Annotated in this window: 14 protein-coding genes, 3 rRNA genes and 1 pseudogene; all 18 read left to right on the forward strand. The window is 38.2% G+C overall.

Going from position 1 to position 17,402, the window contains the following annotated elements; translation table 11 throughout:
* Positions 1-7 precede the first annotated feature (7 nt).
* The 18 genes and pseudogenes from prdA (at position 8) to HYG84_RS05670 (ending at position 17,365) form a co-directional block, all read left to right on the forward strand.
* On the forward strand, positions 8-1,891 hold the full coding sequence (gene prdA / locus HYG84_RS05585; RefSeq protein WP_212381135.1) for a D-proline reductase (dithiol) proprotein PrdA: 1,884 nt from the start codon (positions 8-10) through the stop codon (positions 1,889-1,891).
* A gap of 32 nt (positions 1,892-1,923) precedes the next feature.
* Complete coding sequence (locus HYG84_RS05590; RefSeq protein ID WP_212381138.1) at positions 1,924-2,208, forward strand: CBO2463/CBO2479 domain-containing protein; 285 nt, start codon at positions 1,924-1,926, stop codon at positions 2,206-2,208.
* Positions 2,189-2,914, forward strand: coding sequence for a D-proline reductase (dithiol) protein PrdB (gene prdB, locus HYG84_RS05595; protein ID WP_212381140.1), 726 nt, complete (start codon positions 2,189-2,191; stop codon positions 2,912-2,914). The genes HYG84_RS05590 and prdB overlap by 20 nt, the downstream gene beginning before the upstream one ends.
* A gap of 56 nt (positions 2,915-2,970) precedes the next feature.
* Positions 2,971-3,732, forward strand: a complete 762-nt coding sequence (gene prdD, locus HYG84_RS05600) for a proline reductase cluster protein PrdD (protein ID WP_212381142.1) — start codon at positions 2,971-2,973, stop codon at positions 3,730-3,732.
* A 14-nt stretch (positions 3,733-3,746) separates the two neighbouring features.
* Positions 3,747-4,217 (forward strand): glycine/sarcosine/betaine reductase component B subunit, encoded by a 471-nt coding sequence (locus HYG84_RS05605; protein WP_212381144.1) that lies wholly within the window; start codon positions 3,747-3,749, stop codon positions 4,215-4,217.
* Positions 4,218-5,225: pseudogene (locus tag HYG84_RS05610) on the forward strand (proline racemase).
* A gap of 90 nt (positions 5,226-5,315) precedes the next feature.
* On the forward strand, positions 5,316-6,197 hold the full coding sequence (locus HYG84_RS05615; protein ID WP_212381146.1) for a sulfite exporter TauE/SafE family protein: 882 nt from the start codon (positions 5,316-5,318) through the stop codon (positions 6,195-6,197).
* Between the two features lie 225 nt (positions 6,198-6,422).
* On the forward strand, positions 6,423-6,707 hold the full coding sequence (gene rpsF / locus HYG84_RS05620; protein WP_212381148.1) for a 30S ribosomal protein S6: 285 nt from the start codon (positions 6,423-6,425) through the stop codon (positions 6,705-6,707).
* Positions 6,708-6,726: 19 nt separating this feature from the next.
* On the forward strand, positions 6,727-7,146 hold the full coding sequence (locus HYG84_RS05625; RefSeq protein ID WP_212381149.1) for a single-stranded DNA-binding protein: 420 nt from the start codon (positions 6,727-6,729) through the stop codon (positions 7,144-7,146).
* Between the two features lie 18 nt (positions 7,147-7,164).
* Positions 7,165-7,398, forward strand: a complete 234-nt coding sequence (gene rpsR, locus HYG84_RS05630) for a 30S ribosomal protein S18 (RefSeq protein ID WP_212381150.1) — start codon at positions 7,165-7,167, stop codon at positions 7,396-7,398.
* Between the two features lie 343 nt (positions 7,399-7,741).
* A complete protein-coding gene (locus tag HYG84_RS05635; protein ID WP_212381151.1) occupies positions 7,742-8,275 on the forward strand; it encodes a hypothetical protein in 534 nt (177 codons plus the stop codon).
* A 170-nt stretch (positions 8,276-8,445) separates the two neighbouring features.
* Positions 8,446-8,862 carry a hypothetical protein gene (locus HYG84_RS05640; protein ID WP_212381152.1) on the forward strand — a complete coding sequence of 139 codons (417 nt, stop codon included), beginning with the start codon at positions 8,446-8,448 and terminating at the stop codon, positions 8,860-8,862.
* Between the two features lie 110 nt (positions 8,863-8,972).
* Positions 8,973-9,560 (forward strand): 50S ribosomal protein L25, encoded by a 588-nt coding sequence (locus HYG84_RS05645; protein WP_212381153.1) that lies wholly within the window; start codon positions 8,973-8,975, stop codon positions 9,558-9,560.
* Between the two features lie 131 nt (positions 9,561-9,691).
* Positions 9,692-10,264, forward strand: coding sequence for a 50S ribosomal protein L25 (locus HYG84_RS05650; RefSeq protein ID WP_212381155.1), 573 nt, complete (start codon positions 9,692-9,694; stop codon positions 10,262-10,264).
* 312 nt (positions 10,265-10,576) lie between these two features.
* Positions 10,577-12,105: ribosomal RNA gene (locus HYG84_RS05655) — 16S ribosomal RNA — on the forward strand.
* A 251-nt stretch (positions 12,106-12,356) separates the two neighbouring features.
* A 23S ribosomal RNA gene (locus HYG84_RS05660) occupies positions 12,357-15,293 on the forward strand.
* Positions 15,294-15,495: 202 nt separating this feature from the next.
* Positions 15,496-15,612: ribosomal RNA gene (rrf, locus tag HYG84_RS05665) — 5S ribosomal RNA — on the forward strand.
* Together the 16S, 23S and 5S rRNA genes form the textbook arrangement of a ribosomal RNA operon.
* 265 nt (positions 15,613-15,877) lie before the next feature.
* Positions 15,878-17,365 (forward strand): methyl-accepting chemotaxis protein, encoded by a 1,488-nt coding sequence (locus tag HYG84_RS05670; RefSeq protein ID WP_212381157.1) that lies wholly within the window; start codon positions 15,878-15,880, stop codon positions 17,363-17,365.
* Positions 17,366-17,402 lie beyond the last annotated feature (37 nt).

Genomic DNA, 17,402 nt, shown 5'->3' on the forward strand with positions numbered 1-17,402 from the left:
GTTTTAAATGTCAATTTCACCAGAAACAGTAAAAAAACATGGTAATGATCCAGCAGTTTCTTGTTGTAGATTTGAAGCGGGTACAGTAGTTGGAGCTTCTAATTTAGAAGACCCTAATATTTTCCCAGATTTAGTTGATTCAGGATTGTTGGAAATGCCAGAAGATTGTTTGAAAATTAGTGAGGTAATTGGAGCGAAATTAATAAAAACCATTGATGCTTTAGTTCCCATGACACCAGATTATTTGGAGGGTGTTAATAAAGAAACTAGTGTAGAGAAAGCTACAACATCTGTAGAAAAAGCAGAGTCTAAGAATGAAACCTTGAATAATCAAGTAGTAGATTCCAGTGTAGTGGCCAGCGGAGGAACAATCAAAATCCACATTGGAGAGGGAAAAAATATCAACTTAGAAATTCCTCTTTCATTAGGAGGAATAACTACTTTAGCTAAGCCAGAGCCTTCAAGAGAAGTAGGCTTAGATACAAAAGAAGAGATAGTAGAACTTAAAAAAGAGACTAATGTTTTAGAAGCAAAAGAAATAAGGAGATTAACTAAAAAGCACTTTAACATTGAAAAAGTAGAGTTTGGAAAAGAAACAAGAATAGAAGGTACTACTCTATATATTAGAGAGGATATTTGCAAGGATGCATTAAAGGCAGACAAGCTAGTAACTGATATTAAACTAGATATTATTACTCCTGATAGATATAAGGAATACAGTGAAACCATTATGGATGTTCAACCTATTGCTACTAAAGAAGAAGGTAAATTAGGAATCGGTACTACAAGAGTATTAGATGGTGTAATAGTGATGGTTACTGGAACCGACGAAAATGGAGTACAAATTGGAGAATTTGGTTCTTCTGAGGGAGTTTTAGAAACAAATATTATGTGGGGTAGACCAGGTGCTCCTGATAAAGGTGACATATTTATTAAAACCCAAGTAACTATTAAGGCTGGTACTAATATGGAAAGACCAGGCCCACTTGCAGCCCATAAGGCTTCAGATTATATAACACAGGAAATAAGAGAAGCAATTAAAAAGTTAGATGAAAGTCTTGTAACTAATACAGAGGAATTGGTGCAGTATAGAAGGCCTGGTAAGAAGAAGGTAGCAATTGTAAAAGAGATTATGGGACAGGGTGCAATGCATGACAACTTAATATTACCAGTGGAGCCAGTAGGTGTATTAGGTGGAAAGCCAAATGTTGACTTAGGTAATGTCCCAGTTGTTCTATCTCCTTTAGAAGTTTTGGATGGTAGTATCCACGCTTTAACTTGTATAGGACCTGCTTCTAAGGAAAACTCAAGGCATTATTGGAGAGAGCCTCTAGTAATTGAAGCAATGAATGATGAAGAAATAGATTTAGCAGCTGTTGTATTTGTAGGTTCTCCTCAAATTAACTCAGAGAAGTTTTATGTATCCGAAAGACTAGGTATGATAGTTGAATCTATGGATTTAGATGGTGTAATCATAACCACAGAAGGCTTTGGGAATAACCATATTGATTTTGCTAGTCATCATGAGCAAGTAGGACAAAGAGGAGTTCCTGTAGTTGGAATGACCTTTGCTGCAAATCAAGGGGCCTTGGTTGTTGGTAATGAGTATATGACCTATATGATTGATCTTAATAAATCAAAACTAGGAATTGAAAACGAAATACTATCAAACAACACTTTATGTAAGGAAGATGCTGTAAGGGCACTAGCCATGTTAAAGGTAGCAATGGCCGGTGAAGATGTTAAAGAAGCAGAGAGAAAATGGAATTCCAACGTAAAGATTAACAATATAGAAATGCTTGAAAAAACCTATGGTTCGAAAGTTGAACTGGTTGAAAATGAACAAATACTTCCAAAGAGTAAGAAACGTTTAGAAATCTACGAAAAATAGTTTTAAAAGATTAAACAAAGGAGCTCAAATATATGGACAATTTGAAATATGGAAATAGACAGATATATATGGAAGGAATAATTGTTGAAATACAAGATGGAGCGGTATCCATAGATCTGAAGGGCAGATTAGGTTTTATGAAAATTCCAAGAAGGATGCTAATTTCGAACCATGATATTAAAGTAGGCCAAGAAGTTGGTTTTATGATGAGCTATCCTGAAAGCTTGAGTGAAGAAATAAATAAAAAATATTTAGATACTATCAACCACAATAAAACAAAGAAGGAGGAGATATTAAATGAGTCTTTCAATAGTTAAAGGGCTACAGTCTGAAATATTTGTACCAATTACACCATCACCAGTTTGGACACCGGTACAAAAAGAGTTAAAAGATATGACAGTAGCACTTGCAACAGCAGCAGGTGTACATTTAAAATCTGATAAAAGATTTAATCTTGCAGGAGATTTTAGCTTTAGAGAAGTTCCAGTTAAAGCACTATCTAGTGATCTAATGGTATCCCACGGAGGATATGACAATGGTGATGTAAATAAGGACATAAACTGTATGTTTCCAATAGATCGTTTAAAGGAATTAGCTGAAGAAGGCTTCATTAAAGCCGCTGCACCAGTACATTTTGGATTTATGGGTGGTGGCGGAGATCAGCAAAAATTCCAAGAGGAAACAGGTCCTGAAATAGCAAGAAAATTGAAAGAAGAGGGTGTAGATGCAGTTTTACTAACAGCTGGCTGAGGTACTTGTCATCGCTCTGCTGTAATCGTACAGAGAGCTATTGAGGAATCGGGGATTCCTACAATTATTATAGCAGCTTTACCACCAGTAGTAAGGCAAAATGGTACACCTAGGGCCGTAGCACCGCTTGTGCCAATGGGAGCAAACGCTGGAGCACCAAATGATAAGGCAATGCAAACTGCAATAGTTAGAGATTCATTAAAGCAGCTAGTAGAAATTTCATCTGTAGGTCAAATAGTCCAGTTACCATATGAATATACAGCCAAAGTTTAAAAAATATAAACCCACTCCTTTATGGAGTGGAGCTCCCAAAATAAGAAGGTGATCTAGTGGAAAATGAAATTCTTTTAAGAAGATTAGTAATTAAATCCTTCCATATAGATAAGGTGTTATTCGGAGATAGGAATAGTATTGAAAACGGAACTTTAGCAATTAGCAAGGAAATTATGGATTTAATCTTAGAAAATGAAGAAACCATTGATTCAATAAATATCAATTTAATATCTCCTGAGGATCACAATATGTGGGTTAACAGCATAATGGACATTATACCTATTTCAACTAAGGCCTTAGGCCAGTTAGGAGAAGGTATAACCCATACTTTAACTGGAGCATATGTTATGTTAACAGGTATGAGTAAGGATGGTTTTCAGATGGCCGAGTTTGGCTCGTCGGAAGGGATATTAAAAGAAACCATGGTTTTGGGAAGGGCCGGTACACCAAGCAACACCGATTTCATAATAAACTTTGACGTAATATTTAAAAGGGGCTACCCCTTTGATAGAAGTTTACCCTTGGCAGCCCATAGAAGTTGTGACAAGTTTATGCAAGATATTAGACAGGTACTAAAGAATATTGATGGACGCCAGGCGGCTGAAGTTAGGGAATATTACGACAAAATAAGACCGGGTAAGAAAAAAGTAGTAATAATAAAGCAAATTGCAGGACAGGGCGCTATGTATGATAATCAGTTATTTCCTAAGGAGCCCAGTGGATTTGTTGGAGGTAGATCCATAATAGATATAGGAAATGTACCTATTATAGTTACTCCTAATGAATACAGAGATGGTGTACTGCGAGCTATGACTTAAGGTGGTGATTATTAATGGGAATTGGGCCATCAACTAAAGAAACTACACTTCATCATTTTAGAGATCCACTCCTTAATATTGTATCTGGGGATGAAGACTTAGACCTTTTGGGAATTATCTTTGTGGGAACCCCTCAAGATAATAATGATAAACACTTTGTGGGACAAAGAACAGCGGCAATGGCGGAAATGATGAGGGCTGATGGAGTTATTATATCTGTTGATGGATGGGGAAACTCTCATGTGGACTATGCTAACACCATAGCGGAAATAGGACAAAGAGGTATTCCAGTTGTTGGTCTTAGCTTTATAGGGAAGCAGGCCAAGTTTGTAGTAAAAAATAAGTATATGGATACAATAGTTGATTTCAATAAATCTATAGAAGGAATTGAAACGGAAGTAGTCGGAGAGAACAATGTAATTGAGTTAGATGCCAAAAAGGTACTAGCATTACTAAAGTTGAAGATGAAAAAGGAGGATAAGTAAATGAACTTTGTAAAGAGTATTCATGCTATAGATTCTCATACTATGGGGGAGCCTACCCGTATGGTTGTAGGTGGTATACCAAATATTCCAGGAAATACAATGGCTGCAAAGAAGGCTTTTTTAGAGAGGGAAATGGACGAGATTAGAACTACTATTATGCACGAGCCTAGAGGGCATAATGATATGTTTGGATCCATAGTTTTAGCGCCCACACAAGAAGAAGCGGATTTTGGAATTATCTTTATGGATGGTGGAGGCTATTTGAATATGTGTGGTCATGGTTCTATAGGAGCTATTACTATAGCTGTAGAAACTGGTATGGTACCAACAAAAGAACCTTTTACAGAGGTAGTAATGGATACGCCAGCTGGTTTAATAAGAGGAAAAGCTAAGGTAGAGAAGGGTAAAGTAAAAGAGGTTTCTATTGTAAATGTCCCGGCATTTTTATATAAGCAGGATATAAAAATTATTGTACCAGAGATAGGGGAAGTTATATTAGATATTTCCTTTGGAGGTAGTTTCTTTGCAATAGTGAATGCGAGGCAGTTAAAAACAACTATAGAGCCTAAAAATACGCAAAGACTAGTTGATATTGGACTAAAAATAAGAGAAATAATAAATAACACGGTAGAGATAAAGCATCCATTATTAGACCATATTAAAACAGTTGATTTGGTGGAGATTTATGATGATCCAGTGCACAAAGATGCGGATTATAGAAATGTTGTTATATTTGGACAAGGTCAAGTGGATAGATCTCCTTGCGGTACGGGAACAAGTGCTAAGTTAGCTACTTTATATTCAAAAGGACAGATTAAAATAGATGAATCATTTGTCTATGAAAGCATTTTAGGAACAATATTTAAGGGAAGAGTAATTGGAACTACAAAAGTAGGGGAGTAAGAAGCGATTATACCAGAAATAACGGGATCAGCTTTTATAACAGGATTCAATCAATTTGTTGTGTCTCCAGATGATCCAGTGAAAACAGGGTTTATACTAAAGTAGTAATAGTTGAGCAATAGGAAGCCTTAATGAGGTATTGTAAAGACGATAGTTAAAATTTTAACAAATTATAAAAATTGGGGGGAAATAATGATGATAACTGCGGTTTTAGGTGTTTTAGCAGCTTTAACAATTTGTTTTGCTATAGTTTTTATAAATGATATAGTTAAGCATAAAAATAATTTAGAATCAAACTCATGGTTAAAGGTAAGTGTAATTGGGTTTATTACAAACTTTTTCGATACCTTAGGAATTGGTTCTTTTGCACCTACCACAGCTTTATTGAAGGCCTTTAAGCAAACAAAAGATAGGGTAATTCCTGGTACTTTAAATGTTGCTTGTACTATACCGGTTGTAGCAGAGGCTTTTATTTTTATGACAGTAATAAAGGTGGAACCAATTACACTAATAGGCATGCTTGCAGCAGCAGCTCTAGGTGCTTGGGTAGGGGCAGGTATAGTTTCAAAACTACCAGAGAAAATAATTCAGTTTACAATGGGTGTAGCTTTATTTATAACAGCATTTTTAATGTTTGCATCTAAGGTAGGATGGATGCCTGGAGGTGGAGATGCAATTGGATTAGAAGGTGGTAAATTAATATTTGCTATAGCAGCTAACTTTGTATTAGGGGCCTTAATGACAGCGGGGATTGGTCTTTATGCACCTTGTATGGCTTTAGTGTACTTTTTAGGTATGTCGCCGAATATTGCCTTTCCAATTATGATGGGATCCTGTGCGTTTCTTATGCCAGTAGCTTCTGTAAAGTTTGTTAAGGAAGGAGCATACGACAGAAAGGCATCCTTAGGTATAACAATAGGTGGAGCTATTGGAGTATTTATTGCGGCATATATTGTAAAGTCATTACCACTTAATATATTAGGTTGGTTAGTTATTGGTGTTATTTTATATACTTCAATTACAATGTTAAAATCAGCTAGCAAAGAACATAGTAAATCAGGTGTTGCCATTGAATAAAGGTTTTGAAGAGAAATAAAATAAAAAATAAAAAAACTAATAATAGAATAAATTATTATTTTAGGTTACAATATAAATAATCGTAAATTGTTATAAAAATTTTAACAATATACGATTATTTATTTGCATTCAGTTAAATGAAGTGATATAATATCTTAATGTGAGAAAATCATTTCTCTGCCCTGTAATAAAACAGGGCCGCTAAGTCCAAAGGGAGGTGGAAAAATGAACAAGTATGAATTAGTATACATTCTAAAGTCAAACGTTGAAGACGAAAAAAGAACTCAACTATTAGACAAATTTAGAGGTATCATCGAAGCTGATGGAGCAATCGAAAATGTTGATGAGTGGGGTAACAGAAAGTTAGCTTATGAAATCAACAAGGTAAACGAAGGATACTACACTTTAGTAAACTTCAATGCTGGAGCTGATGTACCAAAAGAATTAGACAGAAACTTAAAAATTGCTGATGAAGTAATTAGACATATGATTATTAAAATAGAAGAATAATCGTAAAGGTGGGAGAAAAATGAATAGAGTAATTTTAATCGGACGTCTTGCTAGAGACCCAGAGTTACGTTTTACTGCAAGCGGAAAAGCCGTAGCCACCTTTAGTATAGCAGTAAATAGGCCATTTTCTAAAGAAAAGGAAGCAGATTTTTTCAACATAGTAGTATGGGGAAAAACTGCTGAAAACTGTGCTAACTATCTTGCAAAAGGTAGATTGGTAGGATTAGAAGGAAGACTTCAAAGCAGATCCTATGAAACTCAAACTGGCGAAAAACGGTATGTTACAGAGGTTATAGCTGATCAGGTAGAGTTTTTAGAGTGGGGTAATAAAGAAGGACAAGGACAATCCCCATCTAAAAGAAATGATGATTTTGGGTCTGTAGATATAGATATTAACGAATTCCAGGCAATGGATGATGACGAAGACATCCCATTCTAGAGAAGAGGAGGGAAAAAGATGGTAAACAATAAAAGAAGACGTAAAACAAGAAAAAAAATCTGTGTTTTCTGTGCTGATAAAACAAAAAATATTGATTATAAAGATGTGCATAAACTAAAAAAATACGTAACTGAAAGAGGTAAGATTTTACCAAGAAGAATTTCAGGAAATTGTGCAATTCATCAAAGAGAGTTAACACAAGCAATCAAAAGATCAAGACACATTGCCTTATTACCATATACAATGGATTAATATAAGTATAATAAAAGGAAGTAACAATCGTTACTTCCTTTTAAATTTTTTGGATACGATATCGAATTAACATATTGTTTAAAGAATTTGATTTTTAGTGTGAATACGAAATTAAAGAATATAGTCAAAACAGCAATGTAACTAATTTTATATTAATTACATTGCTGTTTTCTATACCAAATAGAGATTAATAGTTTTATATAAACAATGTATAATAGAGAGGAAAAGGTTTAGTAAAACCATAGAAGAGTCCACTATAGAAGAAATCCAGGGAAATATAGGTATACATTAATCATCGTTAAGGCTAAAATATATAATATAATGATTGTATAGTAGGTGAAGTATGAGAAAATTTGAATTAAGAGAAATAATATTTATAAGTTTAATAGTTGCTGCAATTTTAACTATTGGTTATGCATTACTACCGTTTATGCAAATGCTACCTACTCCTGCATTTCGGGCTCTTTTAGTAGCTCCAATCTATAGCGTAGGGGTTACACTATTGGCTTCTAGAATTAGAAGGCCAGGAACTATTACTATGATGGGATTATTAATAGGTGGATTGCTAAGTATCTTCTTTATTTGGATGTTTTTTATAGCTACTATAGGCGGTATTTTAACAGATATTACATGTTTTACATTATTTAAGGGATATGACAAAGATAAAAGCATTGCTATTGCTGCGGGATTGTTTCCTGCCTATCAATTACCAATTACATTTGTGGTTGTAGCATATACATTAGGTGGTGTTACAAAAGACCTTCTAAATAATTCGCTGGCTATATTAATTCCAACTATTATTACTTTTATTTTAGGCTATATAACCTCTAAGGGGTTACAAAAAATTCTACGCGGTCGTAGTTTTGAGTCAATGTAGTTTAAAACTTGCAATAGGAGTGCACATAGGTAAAACACTATGTGGGCTTCTTTTTTATAAGTAGGACAGGACAGACGACTTTTTAAATTATTTTAAAGGATTTATTTATGGGTAAGGAGAATAATATGCATATTGTAACTATAATTTAAAGCATAAAAGGAGAGAAACAAATGGCCTACATAGTAATGGGAGATCATTTTATAGATAGTGAAGAAGTTTTAAAGAAAATTAAAGAAAATACTCAATTTAAAATGGTAAAAGATTTAACTAAAGGCTCAAAGCGAGAGGATACTTTGATTTTTCAAATTATACAAGATGTAAAGCAATTAAAACGAGAATTAGATCTAGAGGGCCAAGCAATTGATGTGAATGAAGAGGAATTAATTGAAGAACTAATGAGTCTAGCTGATGAAACAGCTTACATGGTAGATGATTTTATTCCAGAGGATGCTATATGTTATGTTTATTCCTATCATTATGACGAAGGATCAGAAGAGATAAAAACTATTGTTGTTGCGGCTGATGAAGTTATAGGGGGGCTTAGATTAAGGGATGTGGCGGAAAGAGTTTTACGTTCTGTTGATTAGTAAAGAAAATTTGATTTATATAAAATTTAGTGCCAAATTTGAAATTTTTGAATTAATTTGGTTTAATAGTACTAAGCAATAAAATACAAAATAGAAGGGGGAATTCTAAAATGGCTACACCGGTATTAAATATTGAATTGAGGAATGTTAAAGGAAAAAACAAAGTACTTAAGACAAGAAGAAGTGGAAATGTACCAGGAGTAGTTTACAGCAGAGGAGAAAAGACAAAAGAGATATCATTAAACGAAAGAGAAATGGAAAAAATATTATCAAGATATGGTCAAAGTATGAAAATAGCTTTGGATCTTGAAGGAAAGAGATCCTTTGCAATTATTAAAGAAATACAAAGAGGTAATATTAATAATGAAATATTGCATATGGACTTCCAAACATTAGATGAAAATGAAAAGATTAAAATTCAAATGCCAATTCAAATTATTAATAGAGAAGAGGTAGAATCTTCGGTTCGATTTATACAGATGAATATTAATGAGGTAGAAATTCAAACCTATCCTAAGTATTTACCAGACAAAGTTGAACTAGATGCTATTAAACTAAATGAAAAGGATGTTCTAACAATAGAAGATTTAGATATTGCTAAAAATGAACATATTGAGATATTAGAAGATAGAGAAAAGGTAGTAGCTTCTTTTGCTCATATATCAAGTAGAGCTGAAGTAGATAAAGAAGAAGTATAATTAAACTACACTAGTGGTGAATTAAATTTCACCGCTTTTTTGTTATGTAAATGATGACTAGACTACTAAAAGTATAAAACATAAACTTTTGGAAATAATTGATTAGAAAAGAAACTAGGGGTGATTTATCTATGAAATATGCTTTTAGTAGCGAAGTCAGAAAAGATCTAGGTAAAAATGCAAGTCATCGTTTAAGAGAAAGAGGATATGTACCCGCTGTCATTTATGGAAGTAATATGAATACATTGCCTTTAGAAATTAACTCTAAGGAAGTAGAGGATTTTACTAGAAATTATGGTAGTGGAGGACTAGTAGGATTAAATGTTGGAGGAGTTAATTACACAGTTTTCGTTAAAGAAATTCAGAAGGATCCTGTTACAGGTAAAATAATTCATGTTGATTTTCAACAAGCTTCCCAGAATGAGAGAATAAATGTATCGGTTCCTATAATATTAAGGGGTAAATCCTCAGTTGAAAGAGGCGGTTCAATAATCCAACAACAATTAAGAGATATAGAGGTGGAGTGCTCCGCTAGAGACATTCCTAAAGCTTTAGAGTTTGATATCTCTCAATTTAAGCCTGGAGACATATTAAAGGTTGCAGATATGGAATTTGGACAGGAAATTAGTATTATTCAAGACCCTCAATCTATTATTGCATCAATTGCCTTTGCTAAAGATAGTATAGAAGAAAGCGAAGAGTAAATATAATAGACAGCAGATGCAAGATTTCAATACTTGTATCTGCTATTTAAATTTTTTTGCAAAATATGTTGACATGAATTCTAAACCGTGATATAGTTGTACAAGTCGTCACCAGTAAAAAACATTTTAAATATTGATTTTAAAATTTTAAAAATAACTGTTGACAAAGATTAATAACCATGATATAGTAGTTAGAGTCCCCACGAGGGACATTGAAGGGCATAAGCCCTCAAAGAGGTCTTTGAAAACTAAACAGTATAGATTAAGCCAGCAAATAATAAATCCATCTTTAAAAGATGGTACCCAGAAATTTTATTTAAGAGTTTGATCCTGGCTCAGGATGAACGCTGGCGGCGTGCCTAACACATGCAAGTCGAGCGAAATTATTTTCAGGAAGCCTTCGGGTGGAATGATTTTAATTTAGCGGCGGACGGGTGAGTAACGCGTGGGCAACCTACCCTGTACAGGGGAATAACAATGGGAAACCATTGCTAATACCCCATAATACCTTTTAGGGGCATCCCTAAAAGGTCAAAGAATTTCGGTATAGGATGGGCCCGCGTCTGATTAGCTAGTTGGTGAGGTAATGGCTCACCAAGGCGACGATCAGTAGCCGGCCTGAGAGGGTGAACGGCCACACTGGAACTGAGACACGGTCCAGACTCCTACGGGAGGCAGCAGTGGGGAATATTGCACAATGGGGGAAACCCTGATGCAGCAACGCCGCGTGAGCGATGAAGGCTTTCGAGTCGTAAAGCTCTGTCCTAAGGGAAGATAATGACGGTACCTTAGGAGGAAGCCCCGGCTAACTACGTGCCAGCAGCCGCGGTAATACGTAGGGGGCAAGCGTTATCCGGAATCATTGGGCGTAAAGGGTGCGTAGGCGGCCCTATGGGTCAGAGGTTAAAGGCTACGGCTCAACCGTAGTAAGCCTTTGAAACTGTAGGGCTTGAGTGCAGGAGAGGAGAGTGGAATTCCTAGTGTAGCGGTGAAATGCGTAGATATTAGGAGGAACACCAGTGGCGAAGGCGACTCTCTGGACTGCAACTGACGCTGAGGCACGAAAGCGTGGGTAGCGAACAGGATTAGATACCCTGGTAGTCCACGCCGTAAACGATGAGTGCTAGGTGTTGGGGGTCAAACCTCGGTGCCGCAGTTAACGCATTAAGCACTCCGCCTGGGGAGTACGTTCGCAAGAATGAAACTCAAAGGAATTGACGGGGACCCGCACAAGCAGCGGAGCATGTGGTTTAATTCGAAGCAACGCGAAGAACCTTACCTGGACTTGACATCCCTCGGACAGCTTTTTAATCGAAGCCTTCCCTTCGGGGACTGAGGTGACAGGTGGTGCATGGTTGTCGTCAGCTCGTGTCGTGAGATGTTGGGTTAAGTCCCGCAACGAGCGCAACCCTTGTCTTTAGTTGCCAGCAGTTCGGCTGGGCACTCTAGAGAGACTGCCGGGGATAACTCGGAGGAAGGTGGGGATGACGTCAAATCATCATGCCCCTTATGTTCAGGGCTACACACGTGCTACAATGGCCGATACAACGGGCAGCCAAGGAGTAATCCGGAGCGAATCCTACAAAATCGGTCCCAGTTCGGATTGTGGGCTGAAACTCGCCCACATGAAGTCGGAGTTGCTAGTAATCGCGGATCAGAATGTCGCGGTGAATGCGTTCCCGGGTCTTGTACACACCGCCCGTCACACCACGGGAGTCGGAAGCACCCGAAGCCAGCTATCCAACCTTTATTGGAGGAAGCTGTCGAAGGTGAAGCCAATGACTGGGGTGAAGTCGTAACAAGGTAGCCGTATCGGAAGGTGCGGCTGGATCACCTCCTTTCTAAGGAGAATTGGCAATCTATACTGTCTAGTTTTGAGAGACCTCTCTCGCTAAGTATTATCAACATACTAGCTATATGCTAGAGGTTAGTAATGCTTTGATAAATAGTTCCTTGAAAACTACACAATGTTAGATTATGACCTAACCCGATTTGCAAAGCAAATCGAAGGTAGGTCAAACGCAATGAGCATCAAATTTGTGCGACCGTAAGGGAGCGAACAAATTTGCAATGCGAAACTGCGAATAGCTTTGGTCAAGCTAATAAGGGCAGAAGGCGGATGCCTTGGCACCAGGAGTCGATGAAGGACGTGGTAAGCTGCGATAAGCCTCGGGGAGATGCAAGCAATCTTTGATCCGGGGATTTCCGAATGGGGAAACCTACTTAGGTTAATACCTAAGTATCTATTACTCAATCAATAGGTAATAGAAGACATACCAGGGGAACTGAAACATCTAAGTACCCTGAGGAAGAGAAAGAAAAATCGATTCCCTAAGTAGCGGCGAGCGAAAGGGGATAAGCCCAAACCGATAGGGTTTTCTCTATCGGGGTTGCGGACCGGTCATATATGATGACTCATCGTAATAGAAGAGGTTTGGAAAGACTCACCATAGAAGGTAATAGTCCTGTACATGAAACGATGATATTCTAGACCGTGATCCAGAGTACCACGAGGCACGTGAAACCTTGTGGGAAGCAGGGGGGACCACCCCCCAAGGCTAAATACTACCTGGTGACCGATAGCGCATAGTACCGTGAGGGAAAGGTGAAAAGAACCCCGGAAGGGGAGTGAAATAGAACCTGAAACCTTCTGCTTACAAACTGTGGGAGCACTTTTTATGTGTGACCGCGTACTTTTTGTAGAACGGGCCAACGAGTTACGGTATGGAGCAAGGTTAAGCACCTATGGTGCGAAGCCGTAGGGAAACCGAGTCTTAATAGGGCGTCTAGTTTCATGCCGTAGACCCGAAACCGGGCGACCTACCCATGGTCAGGATGAAGCGGAAGTAAAATTTCGTGGAGGTCCGAACCGATTGACGTTGAAAAGTCACCGGATGAACTGTGGGTAGCGGTGAAATTCCAATCGAGCCCGGAGATAGCTGGTTCTCGCCGAAATAGCTTTAGGGCTAGCCTCGAGGTTAAGAGATACGGAGGTAGAGCACTGAATGGTCTAGGGGCCTTCACCGGTTACCAAAACCTATCAAACTCCGAATGCCGTTATCTTTTACTCGGGAGTCAGACTGCGAGTGATAAGATCCGTAGTCAAGAGGGAAAGAGCCCAGACCATCAGCTAAGGTCCCAAAGTATACGTTAAGTGGAAAAGGATGTGGAGTTGCATAGACAACCAGGATGTTGGCTTAGAAGCAGCCATTCATTCAAAGAGTGCGTAATAGCTCACTGGTCGAGTGATTCTGCGCCGAAAATGTCCGGGGCTCAAACGTATCACCGAAGCTATGGATCCGTAAGGATGGTAGGCGAGCGTTCTATATAGGTTGAAGCTGTACCGGAAGGAGCAGTGGACTGTATAGAAGTGAGAATGTTGGCATGAGTAACGAGAGGCAGGTGAGAATCCTGCCCGTCGAAAACCTAAGGTTTCCTGAGGAAGGCTCGTCCGCTCAGGGTTAGTCGGGACCTAAGCCCAGGCCGAAAGGCGTAGGCGATGGACAACAGGTTGAAATTCCTGTACCACCTAAAATCGTTTGAGAGATGGAGTGACACAGTAGGATAGGCTCAGCGCACCGTTGGTTGTGTGCGTCTAAGCTGGTAGGGAGTTAGAAGAGGCAAATCCCTTTTAACATTAATCCTGAGAAGTGATGGGGAGCGAAATTTAAGTAGCGAACTGGCTGATTCCACACTGTCGAGAAAAGCTTCTATCGAGATTTCTAGGTGCCCGTACCGCAAACCGACACAGGTAGGTGAGGAGAGAATCCTAAGACGATCGGGAGAACTATTGTTAAGGAACTCGGCAAAATGACCCCGTAACTTCGGGATAAGGGGAGCCGGTTTTGGTTAAAGATTTACTCTGTAAGCCTCAACCGGCCGCAGAGAATAGGCCCAAGCGACTGTTTACCATAAACATAGGTCTCTGCTAAGTCGAAAGACGACGTATAGGGGCTGACGCCTGCCCGGTGCTGGAAGGTTAAGGGGAATTGTTAGCATCTGCGAAGCAATGAACTTAAGCCCCAGTAAACGGCGGCCGTAACTATAACGGTCCTAAGGTAGCGAAATTCCTTGTCGGGTAAGTTCCGACCCGCACGAAAGGCGTAACGATTTGGGCGCTGTCTCAACAATAGACCCGGTGAAATTGTAATACCAGTGAAGATGCTGGTTACCCGCGACAGGACGGAAAGACCCCGTGGAGCTTTACTGCAACTTGACATTGGATTTCGGTGCTACATGTACAGCATAGGTGGGAGACTTAGAAGCTGGGACGCCAGTCTCAGTGGAGTCATCGTTGGGATACCACTCTTGTAGTACTGAAGTTCTAACCATAGACTGTGAATCCAGTCTTGGGACACTGTCAGGTGGGCAGTTTGACTGGGGCGGTCGCCTCCCAAAAAGTAACGGAGGCGCCCAAAGGTTCCCTCAGCACGGTCGGAAATCGTGCGTAGAGTGTAAAGGCAAAAGGGAGCTTGATTGCGAGACATACAGGTCGAGCAAGGACGAAAGTCGGGCTTAGTGATCCGGTGGTTCCGAGTGGAAGGGCCATCGCTCAACGGATAAAAGCTACCCCGGGGATAACAGGCTTATCTCCCCCAAGAGTCCACATCGACGGGGAGGTTTGGCACCTCGATGTCGGCTCATCACATCCTGGGGCTGTAGTAGGTCCCAAGGGTTGGGCTGTTCGCCCATTAAAGTGGTACGCGAGCTGGGTTCAGAACGTCGTGAGACAGTTCGGTCCCTATCCGTCGCGGGCGCAGGAAATTTGAGAGGAGCTGTCCTTAGTACGAGAGGACCGGGATGGACGCACCTCTGGTGTACCAGTTGTTCTGCCAAGAGCATCGCTGGGTAGCTAAGTGCGGAAGGGATAAGTGCTGAAGGCATCTAAGCACGAAGCCCCCCTCAAGATAAGATTTCCCACTCCGTAAGGAGGTAAGACCCCAAGAAGACTACTTGGTTGATAGGCCTAGGGTGTAAGTGCAGCAATGTACTTAGCTGATAGGTACTAATAGGTCGAGGGCTTGACCAATATATTCTAACATTGTATAGTTTTGAGGGAATTTTATGACCTAACCCAATTTATGAAATAAATTGATGGTAGGTTAAAGGCAATGAGCACCAAATTTGTATGACCGTAAGGGAATAAACAAATTTGCTATGCGAAACTGCAAAGTATTAAGATTCTCTTGAAAATTATTGACGAAGATGATACAATAAGAATCTAGTCAAAATATCGTGGCAATAGCGAAGGGGTCACACCTGTTCCCATACCGAACACAGTAGTTAAGCCCTTCAGCGCTGATGGTACTTGGCGGGAAGCTGCCTGGGAGAGTAGGTCGCTGCGATATATTTAAGAACACAGTTACAATTTATGTAATTGTGTTTTTTTATTGTCTAATTTTCTGTAAAATACATGGCTTCATATGATCTAGAATAGTTAGCTATCTAATAAAAAGATCTCTGGGCTTATGTTAATACAATGTATATTATTTATTAATATGGTTTATATTATGTTATTGAAGAGTAATTGATATATAATTTTAAAAATAGGCAGGTAACTAAAATATATTGTTGAATTAATTAGTTAAAAGACATTGTAGGGAGTGAATAAGAATGGTTTGGGGGAAAAACAGGCAACTTGAAAAGATGAATGCCAAGGTCATTGAAATTTCACAAGGAGATTTAACCTCAAGGCTAGAGGTTGGAGGGAATAAACAAGTTAGAGAGTTAGCACGATCTATAAATGAACTTTTATTTGGATTTAGGAATTTCATTGGTAAGGTGTATAGTTCTAACGAAAAAACACTAAACTTTACTAAAGAATTAGAACATAGTGCAAGGTATATATCTGATTCTTCAGAGGAAGTAGCGGCGGCTGTAATGGATATTGCATCAGAAGCAGCATCTCAGAGCCAAGCGATTTTTCAAGCACAAGAATATACAGAGAAAATGGAAAAAGATATATTAAATATTTTAGAACAATCTAAAAAAACACAAGATATATCAAAGGAAATGGTTTCAGTAGTTAAAGATAGCACAGAGGTATTTGAAAAGGCAGTTGATCTACTTAATATAAATACTAATTGGAGCATTAGCCTTTCTAGTAAGATTAAGGATTTAAAGCAAGAGGCTGAAAAGGTTCAGCAAATAACTTATGTAGTTACTAATATTAGTGATAATACAAACTTATTAGCTTTAAATGCCTCTATAGAGGCGGCTAGAGCAGGTGAATCCGGTAGGGGTTTCGCTATAGTTGCTGATGAGGTTAAGAAGCTAGCAGAACAATCTTCACAATCAGCAGGGGAGATAGAAATTATTATTAATAGTATTATGGAAAAAGTAAATAATATCACAGAGGAAATTGAAAATGAGGTAGGTAGATCTAAGGAAAATATTACAACAATAAACCAGAGTAAAAATCAACTAGGTCATATTTTACAATCTACGGAAAATACATATAATGCAGTTGAGAGTATATATAACTTAGCTGAGGAAGAAGTAAAGATAATACAAATATTTAATGAAGCAATAGAAAAAATTACATTAGCTGCTGAAAGGTCAACCTCTTTTGCTCAGGAAGCTGCAGCTTCTGTACAGGAGGAAACAGCCTCGGCGCAAATGATGTTTGAATCTATTAAAAAACTTGGATTAATGACTAGTGACATTCAGACTATTATTAATGGTTTTGTAAAAGAATTTATTATGGATGGACGTATGAAAAGCCTAGTTAATAATGGTATTGAAGTGTTAAAGGATACCAGCCAAAATAAAAAGCTACATGATATGAATGAATTTGTTTCATGTGAAATACTACTTATAGAGATGAAAAAACATAATTTCTTTGAGCTTTTAGCTGTAATGAATAATACAGGAGATAGCAAAGCTATTATTCTTAGGGATTCAAACCATAGCGATGAAGAAATAAAGGGAAATTATGCACATAGACCTTATTTCCAAGAAGCTATTAAAGGAGAAACTTTTATTTCGGAGCCTTATATTTCTTTGTCTTCTAACACATATTGTGTTACCATAGCTGTACCTGTTATAAATGAGCAAGGTAATATAGTAGGAATTATAATGGGAGATTTATCTTTAGAATAATAAAAAATTCGAATACTAAATATGAAAAAGATGGGTA

The sequence above is a fragment of the Alkaliphilus sp. B6464 genome (assembly GCF_018141165.1).
Lineage (GTDB): Bacteria > Bacillota > Clostridia > Peptostreptococcales > Natronincolaceae > Alkaliphilus_B.

Bases quoted from the DNA above. Each gene is read 5' to 3' on its own strand.
- prdA (WP_212381135.1), top strand. From the start codon at position 8: ATGTCAATTTCACCAGAAACAGTAAAAAAACATGGTAATGATCCAGCA.
- HYG84_RS05590 (WP_212381138.1), top strand. From the start codon at position 1,924: ATGGACAATTTGAAATATGGAAATAGACAGATATATATGGAAGGAATA.
- HYG84_RS05605 (WP_212381144.1), top strand. From the start codon at position 3,747: ATGGGAATTGGGCCATCAACTAAAGAAACTACACTTCATCATTTTAGA.
- HYG84_RS05615 (WP_212381146.1), top strand. From the start codon at position 5,316: ATGATAACTGCGGTTTTAGGTGTTTTAGCAGCTTTAACAATTTGTTTT.
- rpsF (WP_212381148.1), top strand. From the start codon at position 6,423: ATGAACAAGTATGAATTAGTATACATTCTAAAGTCAAACGTTGAAGAC.
- HYG84_RS05625 (WP_212381149.1), top strand. From the start codon at position 6,727: ATGAATAGAGTAATTTTAATCGGACGTCTTGCTAGAGACCCAGAGTTA.
- rpsR (WP_212381150.1), top strand. From the start codon at position 7,165: ATGGTAAACAATAAAAGAAGACGTAAAACAAGAAAAAAAATCTGTGTT.
- HYG84_RS05635 (WP_212381151.1), top strand. From the start codon at position 7,742: ATGAGAAAATTTGAATTAAGAGAAATAATATTTATAAGTTTAATAGTT.
- HYG84_RS05640 (WP_212381152.1), top strand. From the start codon at position 8,446: ATGGCCTACATAGTAATGGGAGATCATTTTATAGATAGTGAAGAAGTT.
- HYG84_RS05645 (WP_212381153.1), top strand. From the start codon at position 8,973: ATGGCTACACCGGTATTAAATATTGAATTGAGGAATGTTAAAGGAAAA.
- HYG84_RS05650 (WP_212381155.1), top strand. From the start codon at position 9,692: ATGAAATATGCTTTTAGTAGCGAAGTCAGAAAAGATCTAGGTAAAAAT.
- HYG84_RS05670 (WP_212381157.1), top strand. From the start codon at position 15,878: ATGGTTTGGGGGAAAAACAGGCAACTTGAAAAGATGAATGCCAAGGTC.